The sequence below is a fragment of the Mesorhizobium sp. B2-3-15 genome (assembly GCF_006442875.1).
GTDB classification, from domain to species: domain Bacteria; phylum Pseudomonadota; class Alphaproteobacteria; order Rhizobiales; family Rhizobiaceae; genus Mesorhizobium; species Mesorhizobium australicum.
This window is the reverse complement of the sequence record NZ_VFVO01000002.1, coordinates 14,014-31,408: the sequence shown is the minus strand read 5'-3', so window position 1 is coordinate 31,408 and position 17,395 is coordinate 14,014. Positions and strand designations below refer to the sequence as shown.

The following is a 17,395-nucleotide window of genomic DNA, read 5'->3' as shown; positions in this document are numbered from 1 at the left end:
GGCCTGCATCGCAGGCCTGCGAAAATCGAGGACCCGCCATGAATGTCGGCGACGCCGCCCACCGATCAGGCCTGCCGGCCAAGACCATCCGCTACTATGAGGAGATCGGCCTGATCGCGCCCGCGCGCGCCGCCAATGGCTATCGCGATTATACGAGTGACGATATCCACCGGCTGGCCTTCCTGCGCCGCGCGCGCAATCTCGGCTTTTCGATAGACGATTGTCGCCAGCTGATGGCGCTCTACAAGGATCGCGGCCGCGCCAGCCACGACGTGCGCGCAATCGCCGCCGCCCACGTCATTGCCATCGAGGAGAAGGTGCGCGAGCTGCAATCGATGCGCTCGACGCTGCAGAAGCTCGTTCACGCCTGCCATGGCGACGAGCGGCCGGACTGCCCGATTCTGGATGACATGGCGGGGGCGGCGTTGGCCGGCGGCAAACCCAACCGCGGGAGCGATAGACCACCTGTTGAAGACGGTGGCCTGGGCGAAGGCGGCGTTAGCCGCCTTGCCACGCGCTCGTGAAGCCGCCAGCATGGGTTCGTGTGGTATATTGCGCGCTCTGATATCAGCGTAGGGTAAAAGCACTGCCGCTGGTCGCCGGCCGGTGACCCCAATGACCGGAGAGAGCGCATGACCCGCGACCAGATGCTCGCCCACCTTCGCGCCGCCGATGCGGTCGCCCGCGAGGCTGCCGCGCACGGCCACCATCCGTTCGGCGCGGTGCTGGTCGGCCCCGACGACGCAATCCTCATGCGCCAAGGCAATATCGACACCGTGCATCACGCCGAGACCGAACTTGCGCGGCGCGCGGCGGCAGCCTATCCGCCGGAGTTTCTCTGGACATGCACTCTGGTCTCGACCGGCGAGCCCTGCGCGATGTGCACCGGAACGCTCTACTGGGCGAATATCGGCCGACTGGTCTATGGCTTCGAGGAGACCGAGCTTCTCGCGCTGACCGGCGACCATCCCGAAAATCCGACGATGAGCCTGTCCGCGCGAATTGTGCTCGGCTCTGGACAGAAGAAGATCGAGGTCCATGGCCCCTTCCCCGAAATTGAGGATGAACTTGTATCGGTGCACCGTGGCTTCTGGCAGCGGTAGTGGTTCTTCGGCCCACGTCCCGCGAAAGGGCAGAAAGAGCGGACCGAACATAGGCGCAATGTGGACCACTGCTACATGGACTCGAGCGGAAACGCCGCCCTTCGTTCGAATGACGCCAACCGGTCAACCCTGCGATATCCTGGTCAAAGCTGACGGCGAACTCCCAAATCCCCAAATTTGCCGCCGCCAGTCAGGCTCGGCGGTTTTGCCCGTATTGATGTCCCCCCAAACCGCCGAGCCGCCCCGGTCAGCCGGCAAACTCCCTCCAGGTCTGTCAAATACATAATCGCCGTTAAAAACCGGGTTCAAACCGTGAACAAACTCTGGCATGGTGCCTGCCATGCCAATCATCTCGCCGATTCTCCTGAACCCTCTGATCGACGGTCGCCAGTCCGAGCGCGCCATGCTGGTGCGGCGGGGTGTGCAGCGGTTGCTGATGCAGATGGGCGCGCATGTGCTGCCCGAGTTGTCGTTGGCCACCGGCCGGCGCGCCGATCTCGTGGCGCTGACGCGGCAGGGCGATATCTGGATCATCGAGATCAAATCCTCGATCGAGGATTTTCGCGTCGACCGCAAATGGCCTGATTACCGGCTGCATTCCGATCGCTTTTTTTTCGCCACACATCCCGGCGTGCCGGCCGAAATCTTTCCCGAGGAATGCGGCTTCATTCTCTCCGACGGCTATGGCGCCGAGATTTTACGAGATGCGCCCGAGCACCGCATGGCGGCGGCGACGCGCAAGGCGCTGATGCTGCGCATCGCGCGCGCCGGCGCGGCGCGGCTGCTGGCGGCGGAACTGGCGGGTGTCGCGGTGCCGGTGCTGGAGGGGGAGAGCGAGTAATCGCGGCCCTGAAATTGACGCCCGCCAGATGCTCCAGCCCGGAACGGCTACTCCGTCTCTTCCTCGCCACCCACGGCCGGGGCCATCAGCAGCACCGCGGCACCAAGAAGCGCGGCGATGAAGGAACCGGCAAGGATGCCGACCTTGACCGCGTCCTGCAGCGCCACGTCGTTGGCGAAGGCGAGCAGGCCGATGAACAGGCTCATGGTGAAGCCGATGCCGCACAGGAGCGAAATGCCGATCATGTGCGACCAGCCGGCGTTGGCCGGCAGGTCGGCGAGGCCGAAGCGGATGGCGAGCGCGGAGGAGCCGAAGACGCCGACCAGCTTGCCGACGACGAGACCGGCTGCGACGCCCAGCGTGAGCGGCTCGATCAGGGCGCTAAAACTCAGGCCGGCGAGCGAAACGCCGGCATTGGCAAAGCCGAAGATAGGGATGACGATAAACGCCACCAGCTTGTGCAGGCCGTGCTCGAGCCGGTGCAGCGGCGAATGGTCAAGGTCGTGGCCGATGCCGGCCGAGCGTTCGAGCGGAATGGTGAGCGCAAGTGCCACGCCGGCCAGCGTGGCATGGACGCCGGACTTCAGCACCAGTACCCACAGGATGGCGCCAAGCACGAGATAGGGCACAAGGTTCATCACCCGCACACGGTTGAGCAGGACGAGCACGGCAATCACGGCGAAGGCCGCGCCGAGATAGGCCAGCGACAGGCCGCTGGTGTAGAATATGGCGATGATGATGACGGCGCCGAGGTCGTCGATGATGGCAAGCGCGGTCAGGAAGACCTTCAGCGAGGCCGGCACGCGGCTGCCGAGCAGCGACAGGACGCCGAGCGCGAAGGCGATGTCGGTGGCGGTCGGGATCGCCCAGCCGGACAGTGCGGCCGAATTGTTGCTGTTGACGGCGACATAAACCAGCGCCGGCACCACCATGCCGCCGGCCGCCGCGATGCCGGGCAGCACCCGGCGTGGCCAGGTCGAGAGCTGGCCGTCCAGCATCTCGCGCTTGATCTCCAGCCCGACGAGCAGGAAGAACACCGCCATCAGCCCGTCATTGACCCAGTGCGAGACGCTGAGCGGGCCGAGATAGGCGTGGAGAACCGAGAAGTAGGTCCCGGCGAGCGGCGAATTGGCGACGATCAGGGCAAGGGCGGCGGCCACCATCAGGATGATGCCGCCGGCCGCCTCACTGTCGAGGAACTCGCGGAAGACGGAAACCGGCCGTCGCTTCAAATCCTGCATGTCGCCTCCGTCATGCCGCCTGCCGGCGTGCGTCATTTGCAATGATGCGCAAAGTCCGGCCGCCGGGCAAGCATGGGACCCTTTTCAGCGCCTCGGAGACTGTTTCGAATTCGCTCTGACTGGTCATATGGTGGTTGAGAACCGCAGCGCAGCGGACATTCGTCCGTGAGCAAGGGAAGCGCAGAAAACGCCGCCAGATGGCCGCCAGAGCAGAATTTCCAAACAGTCTCTCAGCGCGGCGCGCGCTTGGCCAGGATCCGCTGCAGCGTGCGGCGATGCATGTTGAGCCGGCGTGCGGTCTCTGAAACGTTGCGCTCGCACATTTCGTAGACGCGCTGGATATGCTCCCAGCGCACGCGGTCGGCCGACATCGGGTTTTCCGGCGGCGCGGCGCGCTCGCCGGTGGTGCGGGTCAATGCCGCAAAGACATCGTCGGCGTCGGCGGGTTTCGACAGATAGTCGACGGCGCCGAGCTTCACCGCCGTCACCGCGGTGGCGATGTTGCCGTAACCGGTCAGGATGATGGTGCGGGAGTCCTCACGCTTCTCGCGGATGGCGGCGACGACATCGAGGCCGTTGCCGTCGCCCAGCCGCATGTCGACCACCGCATAGGCGGGCGGATTGGCGCGCGCCTTGCCCACGGCCTCCTCGACGCTCTCCGCCGTCTCGACCACGAAACCCCTGGTTTCCATGGCACGGGCCAGACGGGTCAGGAACGGCTTGTCGTCATCGACGATCAGAAGCGAGGTGTCCTCGCCTTCAACCATAGGCCCACTGTTCTCATCGCCTGTCATCGTCTCGAAAATTCCTGCTGCCTTATTTTTACGCAGATATAGTTTTGCGGGGCCATTGTCCAATTTACGCAGTGTCAAACATGGTGGCTGGGGCCGATTCCGGGTTCAGGAAGACGCTTCTCGGCCACGAAATCCGCACCACGGCCCCTTCGCCGAGGCCGCTCGAATTGCGAAAGTCGAGCGTGGCGCCCGAACGTTCGAGCAATGTCTTGGCGATAAACAGGCCGAGCCCGAGGCCGCCTCCGGCTTCCGTGCCCTGGCGTGTCGACATGTAGGGTTCGCCGATGCGGTCGATGATCTCGGGCGGGAAACCCGGGCCGTCATCGGTGATCGAGAAGGAGACCGTCGCCTCGTCCCAGCTCCAGCGCACGGTGACGCTCTTGCGGGCGAAATCGACCGCGTTCTCGACCAGATTGCCGAGGCCGTAGATGACGCCGGGATTGCGGCGCCCGACCGGCTCCGGCCCGGTCCGCTCGCCAGGGCGAAGCTTGATCGAGATGCCGAAGTCGCGATGTGGCGCCGTCACCTCCTCGACCAGCGAGGTCAGTGGCAGGCGGGACAGATGTGCCTCGCCCTCCGACGACAGGCTGGTCAGGCGCTTGAGGATTTCACGGCAACGCTCGCTCTGAGAGCGCAGCAGCTTCACGTCTTCCCCGTATTTCGGATCGCTGCCGAGCGCCTTTTCCATCTCCTTGGCGACGAGCGTGATCGTGGCGAGCGGGGTGCCGAGTTCGTGCGCCGCCGCCGCCGCCAGCCCGTCGAGCGCGGAAAGGTGCTGCTCGCGCTGCAGCACCAGTTCCGTGGCGGCGAGCGCGTTGGCCAATAGCCGCGCTTCGGCGGCCACCCGGAAGGCGTACATGGCGGTGAAGGCGATGGAGGACAGCACCGCCATCCACATGCCTGCGACATAGATGAAGGGCATCACCAGGGGCGAGCCTTCGTACCAGGGCAGCGGCAGATGGCGAAAAACCAGCAAGGTCGCCGCGATCATCACCAGCCCGCCGAGGATGGCGGTGAGGCGAAGGGGCAGCGATGTCGCCGAAATGACGACGGGCACGGTCATCAGCAGCGAGAACGGATTGGTCAGGCCGCCGGTCATGTAGAGCAGGCCGGCAAGCTGCAGGCTATCGAAGACCAGGATGCCGAAGGCGGCGAACGGGGTGAGCCGGTGCGCGGCCGGAAAGCGAAAGGCCAGAAACAGGTTCATCCAGGCCGAACAGGCGATGAGGGCAAAACACAGACTGACCGGCAGCGGGAATTTCAGGCCGTAGGCGACGACGAGCACGGTCACGCTCTGGCCGACAATGGCCAGCCAGCGCAGCCGGATCAGCGTGTTGAGGCGCAGTCGCTGGCTTTGCTGGAAGTCGGGCGTGTTCAGGATGTTGATCATGGCCATGGATTACAGCCGCAAACCAGCAAAGGCTAGGTCCCGCGCGGCTTGGCGCGGGCGGTGGCGGCGGCGAGCAATGGGTTTTCCGGCCAGACATGCTTGGGATAGCGGCCGCGCATGTCGGCGCGCACATCGGTCCAGGAGCCGCGCCAGAAGCCAGGCAGGTCTCGCGTCGTCTGTATCGGCCGGTGCGCCGGCGACAACAGTTCAAGCGTCAAGGGGACGGTGCCGTTGGCGATCGACGGATGGCGGTCGAGGCCGAACAATTCTTGCACGCGCACCGCCAGGACCGGCCATTCGCCGTCATAGCGGATCGGTACATGGCTGCCCGACGGGGCGTCGAAATGAGTCGGCGCCAGCGCTTCGATCTTGCGTTGCAGGTCATGCGGCACGAGCGACGCCAGCCCGGCCGGGACAGTTCCGGGATCGATGGCGGCCAGGGAGGCCGCACCGGACAGGAAAGGCAGCAGCCAGTCCTCGAGGCGCGCGATGAGTGCTTCATCCGACATGTCGGGCCAGGGCGCGCCTAAGCCCTTGTGCAGCCAGGACAGCCGGTGTCGCAGCGTCTGCGCCTCCTTGCTCCACGTCAGAAGGGAAAGCCCATGCTCGCGCAAGGCCTCGATGATGGCGCGGTCGGCATCGGCGCCGGCCGGCGGCGGCAGCATGCGTTCGGCGAGCGTGATGGCGCCAAGGCGCACGGTTTCGCGCACCCGCACGGCGCGCCTATCGCGATCGAAACTCGTCTGCCGGCGCGTTTCGATCCTGCCGCCAAGAGCTGCCCGGATGTCCTCCTCACTGCTTGCCGCCGCCGCCGTAATGCGGGCATTCTGCGCCTTTCCCTGCAAGTCCGCGACGACCAGAAACGGCTCGCCCGCCAGCGGGTCGCCGGCGTCGAGCATGGCGCCGGAACCGTTGGCCAGCACGAAACGGCCGCGCTCGCCGCGCGCCTTGGCGACGCGGTCCGGCCAGGCGTGGATGAGCAGGGTTCCGGCTGGAACAACTCCGCTGGTCTTCGCACCGCCTACCTGCCTGGCCAGGCGCTCGGCAAGCTGGCGCGCCGACGTGGCACGCGGCGATCTTTCCGTGCGAAAGCGCATCAGTCGCCGTTCGAGGTCGGCACCGTCACCGCCAAGGCCACGCTCGGTCAGCAGCACGGCAAGCATGGCCGCCTCACCACCATGACCGCTGCTGGCCGCCTCGGCGACCATATGCGCCAGCCGGACCGGCAGAGCGAGCTTGCGCATCGCAGCGCCGGCGTCCGTCAGCCGCCCTGCTTCATCGATGGCCCCAAGCGCCCGCAACAGCGCCCGTGCTTCATTGAGCGCGGGAGCCGGCGGCGGATCGAGGAAAGCAAGACTGGCTGGATCAGCGACACCGAAGGCGGCGCAGTCGAGCAGCAGACCCGACAGGTCCGCCTCGAGGATTTCCGGGGGTGTGAAGGCGGGAAGTGCCGCCGTCTGCTCGGCACGCCATAGCCGGATGGCGACGCCCGCCTGCGTGCGGCCGGCGCGGCCGGCGCGCTGATCGGCGGAGGCCTTGCTGACGCGCACGGTTTCCAATCTGGTCAGTCCGCTGGCCGGCTCATAGCGCGGCAGCCGCGACAGGCCGGAATCGATGACGACGCGCACGCCGTCGATGGTGATGGAGGTCTCGGCGATGGAGGTCGCCAGCACCACCTTGCGGCGGCCTGGCGGCGCCGGCTTGATCGCCGCGTCCTGCGCCTTGCCGTCGAGCTGACCATAGAGCGGCACGATATCGGTGTCGGCGCCGACCTTGCCGGCCAGCCGCTCGGCGGTGCGCTCGATCTCGCGCTGGCCGGGCAGGAAAGCAAGCACGCTGCCGCTCTCGTCGGCAAGGGCGGCGCGGATCGCCTTGGCCATGGCGTCCTCGACCGGCACACCGGCCGGCCGCTCGTCGTATCTGACATCGACGGGGAAGGCGCGGCCCTCGCTTTCGATCACCGGCGCACCCGACAGGAGTTTCGCGACCCGTGCGCCGTCGAGCGTTGCCGACATCACCAGCAGACGCAGATCCGGCCGCAGCGCGCCTTGCACATCGAGGGCAAGAGCGAGACCGAAATCGCCGTCGAGCGAGCGCTCGTGGAATTCGTCGAAGATGACCGCCGAAACGCCGGGCAGTTCAGGGTCGTCGAGAATCATGCGCGCCAGCACGCCCTCGGTGACGACCAGGATTTTCGTCCGCGCCGAGGTGCGGTTTTCCATGCGCATGGCGTAGCCGATGGTGGCGCCGGGCTCTTCCCCCAGCAACTCGGCCATGCGGCGCGCGGCGGCGCGGGCGGCGAGCCGTCGCGGTTCGAGCAAGACGATCTTGCTCGTGCCCAGCCAGGGCGCATCGAGCAGCGCCAACGGCACCAGCGTGGTCTTGCCGGCACCGGGCGGCGCGACCAGCACGGCGCTGTTGCCAGAGCCGAGCGCCTCGCTCAGCGCCGGCAGCACGGCGGATACCGGAAGTTCCGGCAAGGGTTTGGTCGTCATTACGCCCGCATATCAGCGGTCGCAGGCGCCGTGCAACTTTATCGCACCAGGGCCCGGTTAGAGCCGTGTGCGGGAAAACGGATTCCAGCGCACCGTGCCCAGCCGCACTTCCTCGCGCACCATGGTCAGCAGGCCCGATCCGCCGACGACGGCGAGGCCGACAAGCGACAGCCAGTCCGGATATTCCCGGAAGAACAGCGCGCCGAGGATGACCGCCCAGACGATCTGCGAATAATGCGTCGGCGCAATCCGGTTGGCCGGAGCGTATTTGGCGGCCAGCAACTGCAGCAATTGTCCACAGGCGGTGAAGGCGCCCGCCATCACCAGCCATGCCAGCTGTTTTCCATCCGGGACGGTGAAGGAGGTCGCGGCGGCACCGATGCCGTTGAACAGCAGCCCATAGCCGATCAGCACGCCGAGCATGGTCGTGCGTTTTTCCTGCTGCGCCAGCGACCGCATCAGGATGACGTTGGTGGCGGCGAGGAAAGCGATGGTGAAAGCGGCAAGGTGACCAAGGTGCAGCTCGCGAAAGCCCGGCCTGACAACCAGCATGACGCCGGCAAAGCCGGCGACCACCGCCAGCCAGCGCCAGGGCCCGACCTTTTCCTTGAGGATCACCGTGGATAGAATGGTGACGCAGAGCGGCGCCAGAAAGATGAGCGCATAGGTCTCGGCCAGCGGAATGGTGGTGAAAGCATAGACGCTGAGCACGCCCGACGCGATGCCGGCCCAGGCCCGCGCCTGCACCGCCCAGGGACGTTTGGCACGCCAGAAATCACGCCAGCGCTCGTTGGCCGGCCGGCTGAAGAAGAGGAAGCAGCCAGCAAACAAAGTCGAGAAGAAGCCGATCTCGAACACCGTGAATTGGCCGCCCAGGCTCTTGATAACGGCATCGCTGCCCGAATAGCTTGCATAGGCGATCAGGGCGAGCAGGATTCCGTTCGGCACGTTTTTCATTTCCGGGAGAGAAAGTTGAAAATACTGGCGCTCGGTGCCCATCCAGACGACATCGAGATCTTCATGTTCGGTACGATGGCCGCCTATGCCGCGCAAGGCGCAGAACTCACTTTTGCCGTGGCTACCGATGGTGCCAGGGGCGGCAACAGCGATCCCGCTGTGCTGGCTCGTGTCCGGCGCGAGGAGGCAATGGCCGCGGCCGCGCTGCTCGGGGCGGCAGCCCGCTTCCTCGACTTTCCCGATGGCGGGCTGGTGGCCGACGCCGCGCTGATCGATGCACTGAAAACACTGATCAGCGAGATCGGGCCGGACCTGGCGATCACGCACGCGCCCAACGACTATCATGCCGACCACCGCGCGCTGTCGGACGGCGTGCGCATCGCTGCTTCGTTCGGGGTTCCGGTGCTGCATGCCGATACGATGGGCGGCACCGGATTCTCGCCGACGCACTATGTCGATATTTCCGCCCATGCCGACATCAAGACCGAAGCGATCCGCATGCACCAGTCGCAGGACCCGGACCGCTTCGTTGACATTGCACTGACGCAGAACCTTTTTCGCTCGGGCCAGTGCAACGGCGCGCAAGGTTCGCTGGCCGAAGCCTTCCGCTTCGAGCCGACATTTCCCTTCGGCGACATCCGCGCGCTGCTGCCGCCGGCGCCACCGATCCGGACGGTGATGGTGAGCACCAAACGGGTCGACTGAACCCGCGGACGATCGGCCAGGGGTATCGCATTCCGCGCTCGTCCGCCTGATGCCCGGCGCTTTTCCCAACATTTTCAGAGACCGGCTTCAGCATGTTGCGGCGCAGCAACGAATTCGCTTGCCTTGTTTAGTAAAAATTGCATCACTAAACAAATTACTAAACATCCGCGACGCGACGACGCCGCCATGTTTGGGCCTCTGAGGAGAGAGGTTGAGGGATCTTGAGACCGTCATCCGGACGTGTTTCGCAAATGGGAGGAAGGCATGAAATCGAGCTTGAAACTGGCGTTGGGACTGACCTCGGCGATCGCAGCGTCGACAGCCGCCTCGAACGCCGCGCACGCTGAAGACCTGACGCTGTGCTGGGCCGCCTGGGACCCGGCCAACGCGCTGGTCGAACTGTCCAAGGATTTCACCAAGGAAACCGGCATCGGCATGAAATTCGAGTTCGTGCCGTGGACCAACTACGCCGATCGTTTCCTCAATGAGTTGAACTCGCATGGCAAGCTCTGCGACCTGATCATCGGCGACAGCCAATGGATCGGCGGCGCGGCCGAGAATGGCCATTACGTCAAGCTGAACGACTTCTTCGACAAGGAGAAGATCAGCATGGACGACTTCGTGCCGGCGACCGTCGTCGGCTATTCGGAATGGCCGAAGAACACGCCCAACTACTGGGCGCTGCCGGCCATGGGCGACGTCGTCGGCTGGACCTATCGCAAGGACTGGTTCTCCAAGCCCGAACTGCAGAAGGAATTCAAGGAGAAGTATGGCTGGGACCTCGGTCCGCCGGCCACTTTTGACCAGTTGAAGCAGATCGCCGAATTCTTCCAGAAGCGGCAGGTCGACGGCAAGACGGTCTATGGCGCCTCGATCTACACCGAGCGCGGCTCGGAAGGCATCACAATGGGCGCCATGGACGTGCTCTACAGCTACGGCTTCCAATACGAGAACCCGAAGAAGCCCTACGAGATGGAAGGCTTCGTCAATTCGCCCGACGCGGTCAAGGGCCTGGAATTCTACAAGGCGCTCTACGATTGCTGCACCCCTCCGGGCGCCTCGAACAGCTACATGGGCGAAGGCGTCGATGCCTTCAAATCCGGCCAGGTGGCGATGCACATGAACTTCGCCTTCACATGGCCGGGCCTGCAGAAGGACGAGAATGTCGGCGGCGACAAGATCGGCTATTTCGTCAATCCCAAGGGTCCCGGCGGCGCCCAGTTCGCCCAGCTCGGCGGCCAGGGTATTTCGGTGGTCTCCTATTCCGACAAGCAGGAATCGGCGCTGAAATACATCAAGTGGTTCGCCAACAAGGACGTCCAGGCCAAATGGTGGTCGCTCGGCGGTTATTCCTGCCTCAACGCGGTGGTCAAGGACCCGAAATTCCCGGCCAGCCAGCCCTATGCGCAGACCTTCCTCGACTCGATGGCGATCGTGAAGGACTTCTGGGCCGAGCCGAGCTACGCACCGCTGCTGCAAGCCTCGCAGAAGCGCTTCCATGACTATGTCGTCGCCGGCCAGGGTTCGGCCAAGGATGCGCTCGACGGCCTAGTCAAGGACTGGACGCAGGTCTTCCAGGACGACGGCAAGATGTAGCCGCGACACCACAAGGCTCCTCCCGAGCCATGACCCCGCGTCCCGTGCCGCCCTTGGCACGGGACGCGGTTCAGATAAATTCCATGACAGAGACGAACGAAGTGACCGAAGCAGGACTGACCATGCTCAATCGGACCGCGGACACCGTTGCCCGGGCGACTCCGGAACCGTTGGCCCGCAAGGTCCGGGGCATCAGCGACAAGGGCCTCGCCTGGCTGTTCATCTCGCCGACGATCCTGTTGCTGCTCGCCATCAACATCTTCCCGCTGTTCTGGGCGATCTACCTGTCGTTCACCAATTTTCGCGCCAACCGGCCAAACGAGGTGGTGAAGAACCTCGGCTTCGCCAATTACCAGCGCATCCTTGGCGACCAGGACATCTGGATCGCCATGCAGACGACGGCGCATTTCGTGTTCTGGACCATCCTCTTGCAGACGCTGATCGGCTTCACGCTGGCCTGGCTGATCGACCGCAAGTTTCGCGGCCACGCTTTCTGGACGACGCTGATCCTGGTGCCGATGATGCTGTCGCCGGCGGTGGTCGGTAATTTCTGGCGCTTCCTCTACGAGCCGCAGATCGGCCTGTTTTCCTATGTCATCTCGTTCGTGTCGGGCATTCCGCCGACAAGCATCCAGATGCTTTCCAACGTCTCGCTGGCGCCGTGGTCGATCATCATCGTCGATACCTGGATGTGGACGCCCTACGTGATGCTGATCTGCCTCGCGGGCCTGCGCTCGATCCCCGAATATATTTATGAAGCGGCCGAGGTCGACCGCGCCTCCAACTGGCGGCAGTTCTGGTCGATCACCCTGCCGATGGCGCTGCCCTTCATCATGCTGGCGGTGCTGTTTCGCGGCATCGAGAACTTCAAGATGTTCGACATGGTCAACCTGCTCACCGGCGGCGGGCCGGGCTCGACCACCGAAGTCGCCTCGATCACGCTGAAACGGCAGGCCTTCGAGAGCTGGCGTACCGGCTATTCCTCTGCCTTCGCCATCATCCTGTTCGTCGCCGTGTTCGGTCTCGCCAACATCTACGTCAAGGCGCTCAACAAGGTGAAGCAGAGATGAGCCTGACCACAGCCCATTCGGTCGTCGCGCCCTCGTCGAATTCGAAGCGCATCGCCGGCGCCATCATCATCGCCTACGCGCTGATCTCGATCGTGCCGCTCTTGTGGATCTTCGCCACCAGCTTCAAGACGCCGCCGGATTCGATCGCCTATCCGCCCAAGATCGTGTTCCAGCCGAGCATCGAGGGCTACTGCAACCTGTTCACGACGCGCACCAGGCAGACGCCTGAATATATCAACTCGCTCGGACCGGCGACGGGCTTCTGCGACGAGACCGTGCGCAAGCGCAACATGGTGATCGCCGGACCATCCAACTTCCTGCCGCGCTTCGTCAATTCGCTGATCATCGCCTTCGGCTCGACCTTCTGCGCCGTCTTTCTCGGCACATTGTCGGCCTACGGCTTCTCGCGCTTCAAGGTGCCGCTCGCCGACGACCTTCTGTTCTTCATCCTGTCGACACGCTTCATGCCGCCGATCGCGGTCGCCATTCCCATCTACCTGATGTACCGCGAGCTTGGCCTGTCGGACACCGCCCTCGGCATGATCCTGCTCTACACGGCGGTCAACGTGTCGCTCGCGGTGTGGCTGCTCAAGGGCTTCATCGACGAGATTCCGCGCGAATATGAGGAGGCGGCGATGATCGACGGCTACACGCGGCTGCAGGCCTTCTGGCGCACCGTGCTGCCGCAGGCGACCACCGGCATTGCCGCGACGGCCATTTTCTGCCTGATCTTCGCCTGGAACGAATATGCCTTCGCCGCACTGCTGACTTCCGGCACGGCACAAACAGCGCCGCCCTTCATCCCGACCATCATAGGCGAAGGCGGCCAGGACTGGCCGGCCGTGGCGGCCGGCACGACGATCTTCCTGGTTCCAATCCTGGTCTTCACCATCCTGCTCCGCAAGCAATTGCTGCGCGGCATCACCTTCGGTGCGGTGCGCAAATGATTAGTGTGGGAATAAGTCGCCCCCCACTCCGTCGAGCTTCGCTCGACACCTCTCCCCCGATCGACGGGGTAGAGGAAGGGCGCGAACTTGATTCAGCCAGGCTCCCTTCCTCTCCCTCCGGAGGGGCGAGAGGTGGCGCTGCGGAGCAGCGACGGAGTGGGGGAACCACCTGGCAACCATCTCTCCCTTTGAACGGGGAAAAGGGAGGAAGCTACGCATGAGGCGCCCCGCCATCTCCAGGAAATCGCGCTGGCCCCGCTGGGCCAGGCGCGGGTTGATGGAAAACATTGCCACGGCGCTGATCGCCATCGGCTTCCTGATGCTGTTCCAGCCCTTCGCGCTGTCGCTCTATACCTATTCCTTCATCACCATGCTCGCCGGCACGGTGATGTTCATCATCGTCTCGAAGTTCCCGGAATAATCATGGCCGAAATTCGCGTCCAACATCTGAGAAAGGCCTTCGGCGATTTCGTCGCCGTCCAGGGTTCCAACTTCGTCGTCGAGGACGGCGAGTTCTTCGTCATGCTGGGGCCATCGGGCTGCGGCAAGACGACGACACTGAGAATGATCGCCGGGCTCGAACTGCCGACCGGCGGCCAGATCCTGCTCGGCGGCGACGACGTCACCATGCTCAGGGCCCGCGAGCGCGACATCGCATTCGTCTTCCAGCTGTTCGCGCTCTATCCGCACATGAATGTGCGCAAGAACATCGGTTTTCCGCTCTTGGCGCAAGGCATGCCCTCGGCCGAGATCCGCACCCGCGTCGAGGAGACGGCGAAGCTTCTGCGCATCGACCATCTGCTCAACAAATCCGTATCCGGTCTTGCCGGCGGCGACCGCCAGCGCGTCGCGCTCGGCCGCGCCATCGTGAGGCGGCCGAAATGCTTCCTGATGGACGAGCCACTCGGCACGCTCGACACTGAATTCCGTGACCTAATGGTCCATGAGCTGCGCGAACTGCACAACCGCATCCACGCGACGACCGTGTACGTCACGCATGACCAAATGGAAGCCATGTCGATGGCCGACAAGATCGCAGTGATGAACCATGGCGTCATCGAGCAGTTCGGCAGCCCCCGCGAAATCTACGACCGCCCCGCTACCATGTTCGTGGCCGACTTCATCGGCTCGCCGCCGATGAATTTTTTGAAGTTTGGCGGCGGACTCACAAAAGGCGCGAAGGAGGTGGTCGTCCAGGGGGCGACAGTGGCAGTGCCAGAGGTGCGCGAGGACGTAGCGCCTGCCGACATGGCTCTCGGCATTCGCCCCGAACATATCCGCTTCGACGATGCATCCAAGCTGCGCGGCGCCATATACGGCACCGAATATCTCGGCACCACCCAGATCGTCGCGGTGGAAACGGCGGACGGCATCATCAAGGCTCGGGTGCCGGCCGAAATCCGGCTCAATGCTGGCGACCATGTCGGCCTCACACTGAACGGCGCGCGGCTGTCGCTGTTCGAAAAAGGCTCCGGGCGCGCGGTGAGAACGGCGATCCACGACACCGCCTCTCAGGGGAGAGCGCAGCATGGCTGACGTGCACATCAAAGGCGTGACCAAAAGCTTCGGCGACCATGTCGCCGTCAGCGGGCTCGACCTGCATATATCGGACGGCGAATTCGTCGTGCTCTTGGGGCCGACCGGCGCCGGCAAGACGACCACACTGCGGCTGATTGCAGGGCTGGAACGGCCGGATGCAGGCACGATCGAGATCGGCGGCCACAATGCCACGACCCTGTCACCGGCCGAGCGCGACACAGCCTTCGTCTTCCAGCAATATTCGCTCTATCCGCATCTGTCGGTGTTCGACAATCTCGCCTTCCCACTGCGCTCGCCGGCGCGGAAAATACCGGAAGACCAAATCCGCCGCCGGGTCGAGGAGGTCGCGAAGATGGTGCGCATCCATCACAAGCTTTCCAACCGTTCGACCAAATTGTCGGGCGGCGAAATGCAGCGTGTCGCCATCGGCCGCGCGCTGGTGCGCAAGCCTTCCATCTACCTGATGGACGAGCCGCTGTCGTCGCTCGACGCCAAGCTGCGCGCGGATCTCAGGCTCGAATTGAAGCGCATCCAGTCCGAGCTCGGTGCCACCATGCTCTACGTCACGCACGACCAGATCGAGGCGATGACCATGGCCGATCGCATCGGCATCCTCGCCGACGGCGTGCTGGTACAGATCGGTTCACCACGAACCATTTATTCGGAACCGGCAAATCTGCATGTCGCGGCAAGGCTCGGCCAGCCGGCGATCAATCTTTTACCGACGGGGCTACTTCCCGATGGCGGCGCGCCGGCCGGCACCAGGACAATCGGCGCGCGCACCGAGCACCTGGCGATCGAGAAGGCCGTGAATGGCCATGCTGATGGCGTCGTCGACTGGGTCGAGCATCTCGGCGATCAGAACCATCTGCACGTGACGGTGGGGCCGAAGAAGCTGGTGACGCTGACCGATCCCGACACCGATCTGGCGCAAGGCGACAAGGTGGTGATCCGCTACCGCTCGCCGCTCTATTTCGGCGCCGACGGACAACGATTGATGTGAGCGGCTTCGGCGCCCGCCAAGGCGACGCCGGCTTCCGATTGAGATTGCGAATACGGGACGAATTCGATGAAGCACTTTTTCAACCGCAGGGAAACGATCGTCACCGAGGCCCTGGACGGCCTGTTGCGCACCATTGGCTCAGGCGACCTCGCGCGCCTCGACGGGTATCCCGAGATCAAGGTCGTGCTGCGCGCCGATTGGGACAAGTCCAAGGTTGCCGTCGTCTCCGGCGGCGGCGCCGGGCACGAGCCGTCGCATGCCGGCTTCGTCGGCAAAGGCATGCTGACGGCGGCGGTCTCGGGCGAGATATTCGCCTCGCCGAGCGTCGAAGCGGTTATGGCGGCCATTCGCGCGGTCACCGGACCAGCCGGTTGCCTGCTGATCGTCAAGAACTACACCGGCGACCGGCTCAATTTCGGCCTCGCTGCCGAGAAGGCGCGCGCCGAAGGTTTTGCCGTCGAGATGGTGATCGTCGCCGACGACATCGCGCTGCCCGACATCGCCCAGCCGCGCGGCGTTGCCGGCACATTATTCGTGCACAAGATATCAGGCCACCTGTCGGAAGCCGGCAAGGACCTGGTATCCGTCGCGGCGGCCGCGCGTGCTGCGGCAAAGGACATCATCTCGCTCGGAATGTCGTTGTCGTCCTGCTCCATTCCCGGCCAGCCGCACGAGGACAGGTTTGGCGAAAACGATGGCGAGCTCGGCCTCGGCATCCACGGTGAGCCGGGGGTCGAGCGCATCGCGGTGCAGAGTGCCGACAAGCTGGTGGCTGTCATGGCGGAGCGACTCGCGGGGCGGCTCGACGCGAAGGCCGGCCATGCCTTGCTGATCAACAATCTCGGTTCCGTGCCGCCGCTCGAAATGTCGCTGGTTGCCAATGCGGTGCTTGCCTCACCGCTGGCAAAGACAGTGAAGTTCACAATTGGCCCCGGACCGTTGATGACGGCACTCAACATGAACGGGTTCTCGCTGTCGCTGATCCGGCTCGATGCGGCACGCGAGGCCGCGTTGCTGGCGCCGGTCGGCCCGCACGCCTGGATGCCGGCCAAGCCGCTCGTTGCGCCCGCTGTCGTACCGATGGCAAAAGCAGCCGGACAAAGCACGGCACACAGGGCTAGCCAGGATGCCGGGACGAGGCGCCTGATCGTCACCGTCTGCGAGAAGCTGATTTCGCTCGAAGCGGCATTGAACGGACTGGACGCCAAGGCGGGCGACGGCGACACCGGCTCGACGGTGGCGACCGGCGCACGAAGCGTTCTTGATCGGCTCGACACGCTGCCGCTTGCCGACCCCGCGGCGACCCTAGGTGCAGTGGGCGACATATTGAGCGCATCGATGGGCGGCTCCAGCGGGGTGCTGCTGTCGATCTTTTTCACGGCGGCCGGACGGGCCCTGGACGGTGGCGCCGGTGTGCCCAAGGCCCTGCTCGCCGGGCTTGAACGCATGACCTTCTACGGTGGCGCCAAACCCGGCGATCGCACCATGGTCGATGCGCTGGAGCCGGCCTTGAAGGCCCTCGACGGCAACGGCCTTGGCGACGCGGCGACAGCAGCCCGGCGCGGTGCGGAGGCCACCGCGGCCATGGAGAAGGCAAAAGCCGGGCGGTCCGCCTATGTCGGTGCCGGATTGCAGGGCGTGGTCGATCCGGGTGCTCATGCCGTGGCAGAGGTGTTCGCGGCCGCCGCCACACTGCTTGTCACGGCCTGACGCA

General features: G+C 64.6%; 16 protein-coding genes. 11 read left to right on the top strand and 5 right to left on the bottom strand.

Going from position 1 to position 17,395, the window contains the following annotated elements; translation table 11 throughout:
• The first annotated feature begins 38 nt into the window (after positions 1–38).
• The 3 genes from cueR (at position 39) to FJ954_RS04270 (ending at position 1,944) form a co-directional block, all read left to right on the top strand.
• Positions 39–524 (top strand): Cu(I)-responsive transcriptional regulator, encoded by a 486-nt coding sequence (cueR, locus tag FJ954_RS04280; RefSeq protein WP_140660534.1) that lies wholly within the window; start codon positions 39–41, stop codon positions 522–524.
• 108 nt (positions 525–632) lie between these two features.
• Positions 633–1,103, top strand: coding sequence for a nucleoside deaminase (locus FJ954_RS04275; protein ID WP_140660533.1), 471 nt, complete (start codon positions 633–635; stop codon positions 1,101–1,103).
• A gap of 340 nt (positions 1,104–1,443) precedes the next feature.
• Positions 1,444–1,944 (top strand): MmcB family DNA repair protein, encoded by a 501-nt coding sequence (locus FJ954_RS04270; RefSeq protein WP_015314183.1) that lies wholly within the window; start codon positions 1,444–1,446, stop codon positions 1,942–1,944.
• Positions 1,945–1,991: 47 nt separating this feature from the next.
• On the opposite strand, the gene nhaA is transcribed toward FJ954_RS04270, so the two are convergent.
• The 5 genes from nhaA to FJ954_RS04245 all read right to left on the bottom strand — a co-directional run bounded on the left by nhaA (position 1,992) and on the right by FJ954_RS04245 (position 8,812).
• Entirely contained in the window at positions 1,992–3,185 is a 1,194-nt protein-coding gene (nhaA, locus tag FJ954_RS04265; protein WP_140660532.1) for a Na+/H+ antiporter NhaA, read from the bottom strand.
• A 230-nt stretch (positions 3,186–3,415) separates the two neighbouring features.
• Complete coding sequence (locus FJ954_RS04260) at positions 3,416–3,979, bottom strand: ActR/PrrA/RegA family redox response regulator transcription factor (RefSeq protein ID WP_015314185.1); 564 nt, start codon at positions 3,977–3,979, stop codon at positions 3,416–3,418.
• Between the two features lie 64 nt (positions 3,980–4,043).
• Positions 4,044–5,375: an ActS/PrrB/RegB family redox-sensitive histidine kinase gene (locus tag FJ954_RS04255; RefSeq protein ID WP_140660531.1), complete on the bottom strand. Its 1,332-nt coding sequence runs from the start codon at positions 5,373–5,375 to the stop codon at positions 4,044–4,046.
• A 26-nt stretch (positions 5,376–5,401) separates the two neighbouring features.
• On the bottom strand, positions 5,402–7,864 hold the full coding sequence (hrpB, locus tag FJ954_RS04250; RefSeq protein WP_140660530.1) for an ATP-dependent helicase HrpB: 2,463 nt from the start codon (positions 7,862–7,864) through the stop codon (positions 5,402–5,404).
• 57 nt (positions 7,865–7,921) lie between these two features.
• Positions 7,922–8,812 carry a DMT family transporter gene (locus FJ954_RS04245; RefSeq protein ID WP_140660529.1) on the bottom strand — a complete coding sequence of 297 codons (891 nt, stop codon included), beginning with the start codon at positions 8,810–8,812 and terminating at the stop codon, positions 7,922–7,924.
• Between the two features lie 24 nt (positions 8,813–8,836).
• Here FJ954_RS04245 and FJ954_RS04240 point away from each other — a divergent pair, with 24 nt between their 5' ends.
• From FJ954_RS04240 to FJ954_RS04205, 8 genes are all read left to right on the top strand, one after another.
• The gene (locus tag FJ954_RS04240; RefSeq protein WP_140660528.1) at positions 8,837–9,526 is read left to right on the top strand and encodes a PIG-L deacetylase family protein; all 690 of its coding nucleotides are present in this window, start codon (positions 8,837–8,839) and stop codon (positions 9,524–9,526) included.
• Positions 9,527–9,790: 264 nt separating this feature from the next.
• Positions 9,791–11,122 (top strand): extracellular solute-binding protein, encoded by a 1,332-nt coding sequence (locus FJ954_RS04235; protein WP_140660527.1) that lies wholly within the window; start codon positions 9,791–9,793, stop codon positions 11,120–11,122.
• Positions 11,123–11,244: 122 nt separating this feature from the next.
• A complete protein-coding gene (locus FJ954_RS04230; protein WP_140660888.1) occupies positions 11,245–12,192 on the top strand; it encodes a sugar ABC transporter permease in 948 nt (315 codons plus the stop codon).
• Positions 12,189–13,139, top strand: coding sequence for a carbohydrate ABC transporter permease (locus tag FJ954_RS04225; protein WP_140660526.1), 951 nt, complete (start codon positions 12,189–12,191; stop codon positions 13,137–13,139). Before FJ954_RS04230 ends, FJ954_RS04225 begins: the two co-directional genes overlap by 4 nt.
• 217 nt (positions 13,140–13,356) lie before the next feature.
• Positions 13,357–13,560, top strand: coding sequence for a hypothetical protein (locus tag FJ954_RS04220; RefSeq protein WP_140660525.1), 204 nt, complete (start codon positions 13,357–13,359; stop codon positions 13,558–13,560).
• 2 nt (positions 13,561–13,562) lie between these two features.
• Positions 13,563–14,675, top strand: a complete 1,113-nt coding sequence (locus FJ954_RS04215) for an ABC transporter ATP-binding protein (protein WP_140660524.1) — start codon at positions 13,563–13,565, stop codon at positions 14,673–14,675.
• Entirely contained in the window at positions 14,668–15,681 is a 1,014-nt protein-coding gene (locus tag FJ954_RS04210; RefSeq protein WP_140614920.1) for an ABC transporter ATP-binding protein, read from the top strand. Before FJ954_RS04215 ends, FJ954_RS04210 begins: the two co-directional genes overlap by 8 nt.
• 66 nt (positions 15,682–15,747) lie before the next feature.
• Positions 15,748–17,391, top strand: a complete 1,644-nt coding sequence (locus FJ954_RS04205) for a dihydroxyacetone kinase subunit DhaK (protein ID WP_140660523.1) — start codon at positions 15,748–15,750, stop codon at positions 17,389–17,391.
• Positions 17,392–17,395 lie beyond the last annotated feature (4 nt).